The organism is Tannockella kyphosi (assembly GCF_021054785.1).
Classification (GTDB): domain Bacteria; phylum Bacillota_I; class Bacilli_A; order Erysipelotrichales; family Coprobacillaceae; genus Tannockella; species Tannockella kyphosi.
In genome coordinates, this window is the sequence record NZ_CP088239.1 from 261,711 (window position 1) to 275,316 (window position 13,606).

Sequence of the window (13,606 nt, forward strand, 5' to 3'; positions counted from 1 at the left end):
TATCATATATAGATAATATGTGGTATAATTTCGTGGGTGATAAAATGAATACAGTAATTATAGATAAAATTTTAGTCCATATGATGGATATGGAACATAGCCAATTAATATTTTCTCAAGAATTTATTAGTTTGGAAGAAGGAACAACTGAATATTATGACAAAAAAATAGAGAAAACAATTTCTTCAGCTACAAAAAAAGAAATAGTAGTAGGACAAAATCATAGCTTGTTTCAAGATTCAAAAAAGATGTTTGAAAGTAAGGAACAGTTTATGGATGGTAGTAAAAAGATTACGAAAGAGTTATTTGAAATTGTAAAACAAATTGAAATGATGCCAAATAGTAATTTACTATTCGTAGAGTGTAAAATAGATGGTAGAAAACATTTGTTAGTTATGAAATTGAATTATAAAATGACTCCAGTATCTATTATTGAAGAAGTAGATGGGCAGCGTGTTGTGAAAATTGTAAACAGACAAACACTACCTCCTAAAACTACTGCAGTGGATGATGCTATTATTGTTGATGTAGAAAGTCAAAAATTATTTATTATTGAAAAACGTTATACAATTGATGGGAAACCAGGATGTTTTTTAAATGATGTATATATCAAAGGAGAACCAAAGCTTACAGATAAACAAAAGTTAAGTTTAGTTAATAAGGTTGTTCAAGCGGTAGATAGTGAATTTAGGGTTGTGGAAGGAAGTCCATTACCTTTTGTAAAACAAGAAGTAATTCAATTAGCGTTAGATCATCAACCTATTAAACCACTTGCTTTAGCAAAAAAAGTAGTGGAAAAAGATTATGAAGCAACAAAGAGAGTAGAAGAGATCATGAGTGATATCGGTATTTTTGAAGAAGATAGAATTGAGCATTTCCCAGGGAATATTGATAAATTAGGTAGATGTAAGTTATATCTTGATGATAATACAGTTATTGAACTTGATTTAGATGATTATTTAGATGGTCGTAATATTGAAAAGACAATGCAAGAAAATGGTTTTCAAACAATAACTTTATCCAATATTAAAGATATTATTGTAAAATAAAGAATGGCACTATAAATAGTTCTGGGGTATAGTACTTATTTGGCTATAAGATAACTTGGGGTTTTATCGAAACCCCAAAGTTTATAGGACTAAGAAGAGTGTTTTAAAACTTATGTTTTAGGGAAATGACAATGATACTAGGTATCTTGTTGTTTCTCTTTTTTTATTGGATTGAGATGCATGGTGCTTTCGCTATTTAGGGCAAAGAGTATACGATTACGGAATCTTGGCCAACAACGGAATCCGTTACCACCACGTTTAATATCTTTGATTAGTTTATTTCTATTTTCTATAATCGCATTGGTTGCAGTTCTAGGAACAGGGGAATCTATAGGTATAAATGAATGGATGATTCCTTTCTTCCATTCTTTTAATGTAGAAGCATATTTTCTCATGTCTGGGAGGGTACTTTCTTCAAATTCTTTAATCACTTCATCTAGATTATGTTTTGCATTCTTATAGGTTGATTGCTTATAAAATCGAACCAGAGATTCCTTTAGTTCTACTGCTTCTGTTAATCTAGGATCACAATGATAGACAAGGTCATATAAATCATAAAAGTTAAGGAACTTACTTAATGCATAGTTATATTTCTTTTCATTATTAGGGTCTAAAGCATAGTATTCAATTATCTTTCCATTTTCTCTTTTTTTCTTTTTCTTATGATTGGTATGGATTAACCAATTGAATTTCTTTAATACATAGTATGTATGTTTCTTTTGAATGATTTCTGCTTTCTTATCAGGCGGTAGAGCGTCTAATTCTTTTGCACTAATCTTCACATAGTTTTCATTCATAACATCAATACGTATACGATCTACACGTTTTGTAAGATCGGCTAGAATATGATACTTATCTACTACAAACTTACTATTGGGTAACATCTTTTTAGCTACATCACGATATGTTTTCCAACAGTCAGAAACAACGAGTTCAACACCTTCTCTTTCCTCTAAAGGGATAGCTTCAAAGTAACGTAATAGATCTAACTTTTTACGTGAAGGTAATATATCAACAACATCCTTGGTTAGTAAATCAACGAGGACAAAACAGTAGTTACTCTTGTCATATTTGAACGCATAATTTTCGTCCAGGCACAAGTATCTAGGAAGAGTTTTTCTGGCTACAGAAACATGTTGATCAAACAAATTGATTACGGAGGTAGTAGAAATATGATAACGTGCAGCAACATCACTAAAAGTAGCTCTAGGACTTTTGAATTCTTCAATGACATTATATACGGTCAAGGCAGAAATTCTTGCTTTTTCATGGGTGAACGGATTTTCTTCATAGAATGATTTTCCACATATTTTACAACGATATCTTCTAGCGTTATAGAAGATATAGGTCGGTTTAGAGTGTAGTAAGGAATGTGTGATTTTTTTAGGAACATAGTCTTTTACAGTATTGGTCTTATTATGACAACATGGACATGTTTGATAACATCGGCTTAGTTTTACATGAATTTCTAATTCATTAAACAAAGTAGGACGTATTTCAAAGCTATCAATACGTTTTGCTTCTAAATTGAATAACTGTAAGATGTCATCACGGCAAATGGACATAGTGAGAGTATCATCATTCATAATCTATCACCACCCCAAGATAAATCATAGCTTATAGCTGCTTTATTTGATAATTTCATCATTATCAACTCCTTCTTTTCTTTATCTATCTTTAGAATAATAAAAAAAGAAGAAGATGAATAGGAATCCTATGTTGGTATAGTATAAAAACAATAGGAATAATGAGGACTTATCATAAATCCTCTAGAATAATGATAATAGTAATTTTCAAGAAATGTATTATTAGAAAGTATCGAGATACTTTCTATAGAACAGTAGTTAATAAAGCGATGAATAATATGTTGGATCCAACGTAAGTCCAATAATGGATTGGTAGAAAGAATAGTATCATAAGTACTATGTGTATGATAAGCATGAAGAATCGCAAATATGTCTTTTGATAGTAATTGACAACCAGGAAGTAATACAGAAGGAATCAATGCATGATGACGACAAGTACAATAAATATTCGTACAACATACTCTTTGAATTTGTATAGAATTAGATTTTCCATTTGTTTTTAAAGTACGTGAATACGTACCATAACGAATAAGTCTAGCACCACAATTTGGACAAGTAAGTTCTTCTAAAGGAATAGATTGATAGAAATCAATAAAATATTGTTGAATATTTGTAGTAGTAGTATTGAAGTTCTTTGAATTTACATGTATCATAATAGTGCAACCTCCTTTGTGAGTGTTGGTGTTAAGAGAGTAACGCAGAACCGGCAAAGTTGATAGCGTCTCTCTTTTTTTATTATCATAACATAAAAAGCTATTAGGAATGTAGAGCACTACAAACTAATAGCTTATTTTTAGAAATATTCGAATTGTGGATAATAAACCCCATAAGTTTAAAGCGAAAAAGATGAAAACCCCAAGTTAATGGAAAGCAGGACAAAACCCCAAGTTAATTTAAGCTACCTAAAGAATCAGCTTGGCTGATTCTTTTTCTTATATAACGTAAATTAATAGTAATTTAATAGCACAAAGGATCCAAATTAAAATAATAAAATAAGGAAACCAAGGTAAGGATATAGTTTGTTTTGTTTTATTTTTATGATTTATATCATAAAATAAAGCAACAATACTAGCTATTGCTAATGCGATTAGCGTAAAATTATCACTATTACGTGTAACAGTAAACAGCCATAATGCCCATGTTAGAATGATAATTATTTTTGAACGAAGTAAATTCATTGTTCTTCCTTTCTAATTACTTACATATCGATTGATATGTAAGTAATATACAGTAGTTTTAATAGTATAGGATGGATATGCTTTTTCCATCATTTTACGATAATAGTTCATTTGTGGTAAATGAGCATTCATTAAAATATCATCGTTTGTATCTTCTTTTAAACGATCTGTTTTATAGTCAATAATATGGATGGTTTGATCTTTTATGCAAATTAAGTCAAAGATACCATGAATAATCTGTTTGTCATCATCAAGTAATGTAAAATGTTTTTCTTTATAAATAACATCAGATAGTAATATTTCTTGATATAAATCACTTTCAAAGAATTTTTGAATATTGTTTTGATATTTTTCTATTACCGTTCTTTGTTTTTCATTATAGTAAATATCACAAATATCATTTAATTGTTTCCCTAAATTCATTTCTTGTTTGAATTCTAACACTTCAAAAACATGATGCACCAAAGTCCCAGTTTCACTAGCACTTAATAAAAGTTCTGCCTTTTTATCATAAGAATGATATTCTCTATTTCCATCTTCTATTTTACTAGTTACACCAATTGTTTTTTGCAGAGATGTTGGATGAGGGTATTGGAATGCTTTTATACGATGATAGTGAGGATAATCAATGTTGGTTTTTATGTTCGATGTTGGCTTATATTCATCTAATATATAATCAGGAATATAATCTACGAAGAATTTAGCGTGAGCAGTATTTGTGAAAACATCATTATCGGTAGGATATGTTTTTAGAGCTAATGCTTTTTGGTGCAATGTTTCTAAAATAGTATCATTTAGATGAACTAAATTTTCTTGAATGCATTGTTCGATAAAGTTGGGGTGACGAGCAATAGAAGCCATCATCCAATCTAAGTATGTTTTTTGATCACGACAATTATCATACAATAAAATATTTTGGTCATCATGATGAATTACATCATCATTATTGTTGACAGCTCTATTTATATAAGTGATAAAATCTTGAGGTTCTTTGATACATCCTGTACATATTATTTTTTGAGAAGCACGAGTTAAAGCAACATATAAAATACGCATTTCTTCATTTACTATTTCATTTCTTATTAAGGTTGATAGTATTTTATGATAAGTATTCTCAAATTCATAGACTATTTTTCCTTGGAAAAGAAGCTCATGACTAAGGCGTGGTTTTGTTGTCATACCGGCATTTCGATCAAATAACAAGCTTGCTTGTAAATCTAAAAAATTAAATTCTTTATGCATTTGTGAAACAAATACAATAGGATATTCAAGTCCTTTTGATTTATGAATAGTAGTAAAAGTGACTGCGTCATTTTTAGTTGATAATAAAACACCAGGTGATAATTTAACTTCTTGTTCTATTTGTTTTAAAAAATCTTGTACCATCATATAGAGGGTACCATTTTTATAGTTATCTGTTTTTTCTAATAGCAGTTCTAAATTTGCTACTCTTTGAACACCGTTAATAAGTGCAGAAACAAATAACATATAGTGACTATCTTTTAAGAATTTAGAAAGTGTTTCATAACAAGAATGAGCTTTACTATAAGACTGTAACTCACTATGGTAAGCTAAGAAATCAGCAACCTTTTTATCTGGTTCTAATTCTTGATATTTTACTACCTTTTGATACATACTAGATGCTTCCACATCTTTTATTTTAACAATCCAATCTTCTTTAAATCCAGAGAACAGATAATTTCCAGTTAACAAGCTTGTAAAGGCAATATCATCATAAGGTTGATTAATTGCTTGCAAAGCATAGATACAATCAATTACTTCTGGCGCAGTTAAGAAACCTTGTGAAAGAATCATATTGTTAGGAATTCCATAACGATCAAAAACCTTTTTAAAAGTAACAAACTGAGTAGTACTACGCATTAAAACAACAATATCTTTATATCTAGTTACATACTTTTGACCATCTTGATCATCTAAATACATATTTTCCGTTAATTCTTTAATTCTTTTAGCAACTAAAATAGCTTCATACTCTTCTTTTTGAACTTCATTAGAAGAAGTTTTACAAGTTAATAATACTTCCGTATGAAAACGATCTTCCTTTTTATAACGAGCATTCACACAATTAGTAAGTGCTTCTAATTCACTTGTATCAGTCGCTTTTTCTTTACGTAAATAATCATAATTTAATTTAGCGCTATCATCTTTTAAATATTCTAAACCACCAATACGAGTATCCATAATTTGATTAAAAATATAATTAATACTATCAAGTACTACTTTATTAGAACGATAATTAAATAATAAATCAATTCTTTTAGTAGTAGGGTCATCATCAATATAACGATCATATTTTTCTTTAAAAATACGAGGATCTGCTTGTCTAAAACGATAAATAGATTGTTTCATATCTCCAACCATAAAACAGGGTATAGAAGGATTTTGATAGTTTGCTATTTTAGATAGTAGTGTTTCTTGAATTTGATTTGTATCTTGATATTCATCAATCATAATTTCTTTTAATTTATGATACAATTCATCACTAACACCATATGATTTATCTAATAGTTTTAAAGCATATTTTTCTAAGTCATTAAAATCTAAAACATTTTCTTCTTGTTTATAAGTAGAAAAAGCTTTTTCAAATTCAACAACTAAAGATGAAAAATAATCAATAGCTTGCAAAGAAACTTCTAGTGTTTCACTAAATGCTAGTGGGTTTTCAAAAACATAACTTTGAAGACTTTTATAAAAGTCTGTACGAATAGCTCCTTTTTTAGTTGTATAATTCGATTTATAGGGGCTTGTATCTTCATTCCAAGACATCTTACTAGCGTTTATTGGCTTTAAATTTGCTTTTAGTAATGCTTCTACACCTTCTGTTTCTAATAGCTTCTTACATGCTATATGCCAATCTAACAAACTTTGATAAGGTGTTGGTAGTACTTTTTTTTCAGTATCTGCCTTAGGATTTACAGTAAAATCACTAAGCCCATTCTCTAAACAAAATTGATGTAATTCAATAATTTTGTTATAAGCTAAAGAAAGTTTGTAAGCAACAATATCTTTTAAGATAGGATAATTCTTCCAATTAGAAAACTCATCTTTTTGAATCATTGGATTATAGAAGTTTGCTTTCATTTCTTCCATGTATTCAACAAATTCATAAGTAGTAGTATATAAGGTATCTAATGCTAGAAAGTTTTCTCTAAACTTTGTAAAACGATATTCTGTATAATAGGTTTGGATAAATTCTTTAAAAGTACTATCTTTTACCCATTGATCAAGACATTGATCAAGTATTTTATTTTTAATACCAGCATTATCGCTACATATTGTAAAATCACTAGATAATTCTAAAAGATAACCATATTGTTGTAATAATAAATTACAGAAACCATGGAAATTAGTAATATAAGCAGCATCTAAATGATCTTTTTGTTTTAATAAGTGAGTTTTTACTTTTGGATCCGTACTATTTTTTATTTCAACTAACAAATCATTTTGTAAACGTTGTTTCATTTCATAAGCAGCTGGTTTTGTAAAGGTTAGTACTAATAATTGATCAATATTATAAAAATCATCTTTTAATAAAGATAAAATACGACGTACTAGAATTTTTGTTTTACCAGAACCGGCAGGAGCACTGACTAAAATGGAGCAATCACGAGTATCAATTGCTTGTGCTTGTTCTTCATTAAATTCACTAGGCTTCATTATCTGCTCCTCCTATCATTTGTGCATCTACTTTTTCTTTTGTTACCATTTGATCATCATTATAAAATAAATCATAACGACATAAACTACGATAACTACAATATCCACAAGGATTAACTAATGAATCTGTAGTAGTGTTATAACTACGTTTTGGTTTTATTTCAATATTTCCTTCTGTCATCTTTTCATAAATTACTTCAATATGATAATGAATATATTCCATTAACTTACTAAAGTTTTCTTCATCCATTATCTTACCACTATACTCCGCTCTTGATTTAACATAGTTAACATCAATAATAGATGACTTACCACCACTATTATCAATTTCTTCAATACTATCAGGATGGGTATAACCTTGCATTTTATATTCATCTAAGAAACTATCAAAATCTTCTGGCTCTAAAATATTCTTGGATTTTAATACACGTTTTTTTGTATTAAAATATAACGTAGCACCTGGTTTATTACCTGTCTGTTTTACTAACATATCCATGTATAATAACATTTGAATATTAAATCCTTGCATTGCTAAAGATAAGTCTAATTCTTTATTACTTGATTTATAATCAATTACTTTAATAAAGTCATCGACAGTATCAATACGATCAACAAAGCCTTTTAAAGTATATTGATCATAGGTATGTAACATTCTTTTTTCTGTTTCACTAATTTGATAATTTCCAGCTTGTATATGCATACGAAGTACATAAATAGTAACCGCAATATCTTTTGGTAACATTTCTAAAAAGAATTTATTTTGTGCTATTTGTGCCTTTTTGTAGAGTGTATGATTTGTTAAAAGATAATCATTTATTTGTTCTTGTAGTTTTTCTACAAGATCATCTAAAGAAGTGGTTTTTGTTATTTGTTTGCTACTAAATAAATTTTTATTTACATCCAATAAATGATGAACTAAACTACCAATTTCATTTGATTGAATCAAATGGTTTTCTCTAGCACGTAATTTAATAACATGTTGATAAAAGTATTTATAAGGACACCCATTATATACTTCTAATTGACTAGGAGAAAGTGTTTCAGGAGCAATGGATTGGATTGCTTCTGGTTGGTTATTGCTTTCCATAAATTGATAAATAGAGGGATAAATAGATAGTTCTTTATCGATATTATTTGTTAAATGATAGTTTTGTGCTAATAGGGGATGAATTAATAATTTATTGCTATCAAGATATGGTAAGGTATATATCTTTTCAAGTTGATTTATAAGAGAAGATTTTAATAAAGTTTGTCCATCAATAGTAGATAATGCATAGCTTAAGATATATTTTGTAGGGAAATAACTAAATAATGGAATGATATTATTTTGTTCTTTTTTACTTTGATCAAAGGTAGTATCTAAATTTGGAATACCTACTCTTTGTTTGTTTAATAATAAACTAACATCTTTCATTAATGGTGGTAATACTGTTTCATTGTTACCTACTAAATAAATATATTTACTACTTACTAAACCAGCATAAGGTTCATTGGAAGAAAATAAATGAATATGATCTTGCATGGTAGTATCTTTGTGTAATGTTATTGTTTTTTCTTGTAATAGAATACTATATTCTTTTAATTGAATAGGATATTCTTTTTTTAGTGTTTCTAAATATTTAATAAGCACCTTTTTATTTTCTGTAGAACTATAAAATTGTTCTACAAATAGAATAAGTTGAGAAGATATTTCTTGCATTGTTTTTGCTTGTTTTAAAGGAGTAATGTAGTTTGTTAACCAATTCTCTTTTAAATTTATATAATCTTCATCTTCTATTGTATGTATATTTTGCCATTGTAATTTATATTGGTTATTTTTAGGTAAATAGACAACCTGCGTATCTAAAAAATTAATTAGATCTTGTTCCTTATTTGTATGAATATATTTTAAAAACATAACTAAAGAAGGAATCATCGTATTATCTTTGTTTCTAACTACTTGATTAAAAGGAATAGAAAATAAAGTAAGTGTTTCTTGCAAAAGAGAAGCATAGCTACTATTTGGATAGTAGATAGAAATATCTTTATATTGAATACCTTTTTCGATTACTAACTCTTGGATATGACAAACAATTGCTTGAATTTCATGGTTAGGAGTTGTTTGACAAAGAGCTTCAAAACAGGGGTTATTTTCTATTTTGTTTGTATCATTAGAAAATAGTTGTTTTGTTAAAGCATCACTATTAGAAGTTAAACAAGTACTATTTTGAATATATGGTTGATAGATGCTACTTGTTTGATTATCTGGATGGTAAGGAATAACCATTGTTACATTATTTGTTATGTCTATTTGTTCTAAGAGATGCATTGTTTTAGGGTTAAAAATAGTGGTGCTAAGAAATACATAATGAGTATGAATAGGACATTTTATTTGTTCAAAACAATCTAATACTTGGAAGTAATTTTCTTTTGGGATAGATGCTAAGAATTTATAATATAACTCAATAATCTGTGCTGTTTTTGGATCGTTCAGTGAATCTTGGATATCTTCTAATAAAGATAGTTCTTGAAATAAGTGATAGAAATCTTTGCTGGTAGCTAAGGTAGTAGTAAATAGTGTATCTTCTTTTTTTAGTAATTCACGAATCATCATACGTGCTTCTAATGCTTCTATTTTTGTTTTTCTGATATGGTTGTAAGCTAGTAATTGATTAATAAATTGATTAAAATGCATGCATTCAATCGAAAAAAGAGTGGAAGTATATTGTAAACACATTTCTTCCATTGCTTCAAGATCATCACATATAAAAACAAATTGATCAAATGGCTTTGATTCAAGATGTTTTAAACAATCTTGAAAAATAGTACGAGCACTTAAATTAAAATCATAGCTAGTTATTTTCTTCATAAAAGTTCCTTTCTCTGTAAAAAATCCAATAGAATCTATTGGATTTTATCATGTATCTATCTTTTTTAATTCTTCTAACCATAAGTGATAACTTGCATCACTAGGCATACGTAAGTCACCACGAGGGGAAAGGGAAACACTTCCTACTTTTGGACCATCTGGTATACAGCTACGTTTAAATTGTTGGGTAAAGAAACGACGATAATATAGGGTTAACCATTTAATAATTGTTTCATTATCATATTTTTTAGAAAAAGCAATCTGTGTTTTACGATATATTTTACGAGGACGATCTCCAAAACGAATCATATGATATAAAAAGAAATCATGTAATTCATAAGGACCTACGATATCTTCTGTTTTTTGAACTATTTCATTTTCTTTGGCAGGAAGTAGTTCTGGTGAAACTGGAGTATCTAGGATATCTTGTAAAATAGTATAAATTTCACTGTTTGGATACATGCTTGATACGTAATCTACTAAATAACGAACTAATGTTTTTGGTACAGAGACATTGATAGCATACATTGACATATGGTCACCATTATAAGTGGACCAACCTAAAGCTACTTCTGATAAATCACCTGTTCCAATTACTAATCCACCAATTTGATTGGCTTTATTCATTAGTATTTGAGTACGAGTTCTAGCTTGAACATTTTCATAAGTTATATCATGAATTGTTGGATCTTGTTGTAAATCAGTGAATTGAACTTCTACTGATTTGGTAATATCAATAGTTAAACTAGTTACTTTTAAATGATCCATTAAACCAAGCGCATTATTTTTGGTGCGACTAGTCGTACCAAAGCAAGGCATTGTAATGGCATAAATATTTGAAGTTGGTAAGTTCATTTTTTGAAAAGCCATTGTACAAACAAGTAAGGCTAGCGTTGAATCTAAACCACCTGAAATACCAATTACTACTTTATCTATTTTAGTGGCTTTTAATCGTTGCATTAATGCATATATTTGAATATCAAAGACTTCTTTACAACGGATTTGTCTTTTTGAACTATCACTAGGTACAAATGGATGTGGATCATAAAAGCGTTCTAAAGATAAATCAATATTTGTAGATTGAAAGTAAATAGTTTCATACTCATTACTAGAACTAAAAGTTGTCATCTTGCGACGTTCGCTATTTAATTTTTTAACATCAAAATCAGCGTAAATAGTACTTGGTTCAAACATTTCGCTTTCTGCTAAAATAGTCCCGTTTTCACATAACAAATGATGTCCACTAAATACCACATCAGTTGAAGATTCTCCATTACCCGCATTACAATAAACATATCCACATAGTCCTTTAGCACTTTGAGATTGAATCATGCTACGACGATAGCTTGCTTTTGTAGTAATTTCATTACTAGCTGATAAATTTAAAATTAGAGTTGCTCCTTCTAATACTAATTGATTACTTGGTGCATTTGGTAACCAAACATCTTCACAAATTTCTATTCCTAAACAAATATCTTTGTTAAGTCTATTTTGGAAAATAAATTTATTTCCAAAAGGTATTTGTTGGTTACGATAACAAGTATATGTATTTTCACTTGGGCAAGCTTTGAATCTTCTTGCTTCATAAAATTCTTGATAATTTGGGATGTGTTGTTTTGGAATAAATCCTAAGAGATTTCCTTGATGGATGATTGCAGCAACATTATAAAGATCATTTTTATGAACATAAGGTAAACCAACACAAACAACCATATCGTATGATTTAGTATAATCTATAACATCATCTAATCCTTTTTTTGCTTGATGTAATAAGGTTTCTTGTAAAAAAAGATCTTCACAAGTATATCCTGTAATACATAATTCAGGAAAGATTAAAATCTTTGCATTATTTTGATAAGCTTTTGAAATATTTTCTTTTATTTTTTGAACATTGTCTATTACATTTGTAATACTAGTATCGAAGCTACTAGCTCCGATACGGATATAACCATCTTTCATTTTGTTACCCCCAATATGTTTAAGTATACCACAAAACAACTACCAACGTAAGTATAGCAAAAGCAAGTAAACGCTTTTTTGTTGTTTGTTTCTGGTTTATTAATTTTTTAAGAACAGCACCATCCCAAAGTAGGACATGTAAGCTATTAGCTAGTGTGATAGCTTGACTTGTATAAACACTATTGGTAATGACGATAGCGTGATCACATTGATAATATAAGCATCCACTACTTACTTGTTGTACGGCATGAACACCAACTTTGGAGCTATATTTTTTGCATTGAATTGCATATTTATCTTTTCCTTTTTTCGCTAATATATCTATCCCATAATCATTACTACCTTGTGTTAAAGAGATATCATAAAAGTGATCGGCTTTTAATAAATCTCCAACATATCTTTCAAATTGATAACCATCTAATTTATCAATATTTTCATAGAAGAAAATACGACTTATCAATTGAAAAAATAAATAAATAGGTGTATAGATAATAAGAAGACAATGATATATAAATTGAAAAGGTATTAAATATATTTTTGTTTTTGTTTTTTTAACCATAAATTCCTCCTCCATTATTATACCAAAAGATATAGATTAATTATAGAAAAGGTTTATAATTAATCAAAGAGGGGGGAGTATGATGGAAATAAGATTTGCTTGTAAAGAAGATGCAAAAAGATTAATTGAAATATATACTTATTATGTAACAGATACTACGGTTACTTTCGAAATAGATATACCAACGGTAGAAGATTTTGAAAATAGGATTATTCAAATATCAAAAAAATACCCATATTTAGTAATGGAAGAAGATGGAGAAATAATAGGCTATGCTTATGCAGGAGCTTTTAAAGGACGTAAAGCTTATGATTGGTCTGTAGAATTATCTATCTATATTGATCGTCCTTACCAACAAAAAGGAGTAGGGAGAGTCTTATATACGACTCTGATTGATATGTTAACTAGACAAGGGTTTGCGATGGCATATGCTTGTTTAACTTATCCTAATCCCGCAAGTGAGGCGTTCCACCAATCACTAGGATTTGATATGATTGGAATATTTCATCGTTCAGGATATAAGTTCAATAAGTGGGTAGATACGTGTTGGTTAGAAAAATCTTTAAACACACAAAACAAAGAAATTAAATCAATATCAAAGATTAAAATAAAAGACTAGTCAACTAGTCTTTTATATATATTTTAAATATACGAATGTGGTTATTAAAGATACAACACCATATACAATCGTAATAATAGAAAATACAAGTACTTGTATAAAAGAAGTAGCTACCTCTTGTTTATATTTT

Annotated in this window: 9 protein-coding genes; 2 read left to right on the forward strand and 7 right to left on the reverse strand. The window is 28.6% G+C overall.

The window, feature by feature from the left end; translation table 11 throughout:
- Positions 1–44: 44 nt before the first annotated feature.
- Positions 45–1,049 (forward strand): nucleoid-associated protein, encoded by a 1,005-nt coding sequence (locus LRR82_RS01410; RefSeq protein WP_249029738.1) that lies wholly within the window; start codon positions 45–47, stop codon positions 1,047–1,049.
- A gap of 137 nt (positions 1,050–1,186) precedes the next feature.
- Here LRR82_RS01410 and LRR82_RS01415 read toward each other — a convergent pair whose 3' ends face one another.
- The 7 genes from LRR82_RS01415 to LRR82_RS01445 form a co-directional block, all read right to left on the reverse strand.
- Positions 1,187–2,635, reverse strand: a complete 1,449-nt coding sequence (locus tag LRR82_RS01415; protein ID WP_249029739.1) for an ISL3 family transposase — start codon at positions 2,633–2,635, stop codon at positions 1,187–1,189.
- Between the two features lie 128 nt (positions 2,636–2,763).
- Complete coding sequence (locus LRR82_RS01420) at positions 2,764–3,288, reverse strand: DUF6431 domain-containing protein (protein WP_249029740.1); 525 nt, start codon at positions 3,286–3,288, stop codon at positions 2,764–2,766.
- 279 nt (positions 3,289–3,567) lie between these two features.
- Complete coding sequence (locus tag LRR82_RS01425; RefSeq protein WP_249029741.1) at positions 3,568–3,813, reverse strand: hypothetical protein; 246 nt, start codon at positions 3,811–3,813, stop codon at positions 3,568–3,570.
- Positions 3,814–3,825: 12 nt separating this feature from the next.
- On the reverse strand, positions 3,826–7,491 hold the full coding sequence (locus LRR82_RS01430) for a UvrD-helicase domain-containing protein (RefSeq protein ID WP_249029742.1): 3,666 nt from the start codon (positions 7,489–7,491) through the stop codon (positions 3,826–3,828).
- Positions 7,481–10,339 (reverse strand): PD-(D/E)XK nuclease family protein, encoded by a 2,859-nt coding sequence (locus LRR82_RS01435; protein ID WP_249029743.1) that lies wholly within the window; start codon positions 10,337–10,339, stop codon positions 7,481–7,483. The genes LRR82_RS01430 and LRR82_RS01435 overlap by 11 nt, the downstream gene beginning before the upstream one ends.
- 48 nt (positions 10,340–10,387) lie before the next feature.
- Positions 10,388–12,298 (reverse strand): NAD(+) synthase, encoded by a 1,911-nt coding sequence (locus tag LRR82_RS01440; protein WP_249029744.1) that lies wholly within the window; start codon positions 12,296–12,298, stop codon positions 10,388–10,390.
- Positions 12,299–12,317: 19 nt separating this feature from the next.
- Positions 12,318–12,857, reverse strand: coding sequence for a restriction endonuclease (locus tag LRR82_RS01445; RefSeq protein WP_249029745.1), 540 nt, complete (start codon positions 12,855–12,857; stop codon positions 12,318–12,320).
- 79 nt (positions 12,858–12,936) lie between these two features.
- Here LRR82_RS01445 and LRR82_RS01450 point away from each other — a divergent pair, with 79 nt between their 5' ends.
- Positions 12,937–13,476, forward strand: a complete 540-nt coding sequence (locus tag LRR82_RS01450) for a GNAT family N-acetyltransferase (RefSeq protein ID WP_249029746.1) — start codon at positions 12,937–12,939, stop codon at positions 13,474–13,476.
- Positions 13,477–13,606 lie beyond the last annotated feature (130 nt).

What these genes read in the sequence shown, in the direction of transcription:
- LRR82_RS01410 (WP_249029738.1), top strand. Translation starts at nt 45, where the DNA reads ATGAATACAGTAATTATAGATAAAATTTTAGTCCATATGATGGATATG.
- LRR82_RS01415 (WP_249029739.1), bottom strand. Translation starts at nt 2,635, where the DNA reads ATGAATGATGATACTCTCACTATGTCCATTTGCCGTGATGACATCTTA.
- LRR82_RS01420 (WP_249029740.1), bottom strand. Translation starts at nt 3,288, where the DNA reads ATGATACATGTAAATTCAAAGAACTTCAATACTACTACTACAAATATT.
- LRR82_RS01425 (WP_249029741.1), bottom strand. Translation starts at nt 3,813, where the DNA reads ATGAATTTACTTCGTTCAAAAATAATTATCATTCTAACATGGGCATTA.
- LRR82_RS01430 (WP_249029742.1), bottom strand. Translation starts at nt 7,491, where the DNA reads ATGAAGCCTAGTGAATTTAATGAAGAACAAGCACAAGCAATTGATACT.
- LRR82_RS01435 (WP_249029743.1), bottom strand. Translation starts at nt 10,339, where the DNA reads ATGAAGAAAATAACTAGCTATGATTTTAATTTAAGTGCTCGTACTATT.
- LRR82_RS01440 (WP_249029744.1), bottom strand. Translation starts at nt 12,298, where the DNA reads ATGAAAGATGGTTATATCCGTATCGGAGCTAGTAGCTTCGATACTAGT.
- LRR82_RS01445 (WP_249029745.1), bottom strand. Translation starts at nt 12,857, where the DNA reads ATGGTTAAAAAAACAAAAACAAAAATATATTTAATACCTTTTCAATTT.
- LRR82_RS01450 (WP_249029746.1), top strand. Translation starts at nt 12,937, where the DNA reads ATGATGGAAATAAGATTTGCTTGTAAAGAAGATGCAAAAAGATTAATT.